Consider the following 223-nt stretch of genomic DNA (forward strand, 5'->3'; position numbering starts at 1 on the left):
AGGTGAGCGAGAAGGATCTCCTCAATTTCCAGCCGGGGGAGGGTATCCTGATCATCGGCTCGGAGAAGATGAACGTCAGGATCGTCCCTGCGTCCGAACGGAATCTCTAGACCCAATACTTCGCTCATTTTTGCCATCGGGGACGTCGTTCTTCGCGGTCGCACCTTCGGTGTTCACGCTCCGGCCCTGTGGCCAGTCGCGGCTCGAAGACCTTCGGTCTTCT

It is taken from the genome of Methanoculleus sp. UBA208, from assembly GCF_002498065.1.
Taxonomy (GTDB): domain Archaea; phylum Halobacteriota; class Methanomicrobia; order Methanomicrobiales; family Methanoculleaceae; genus Methanoculleus.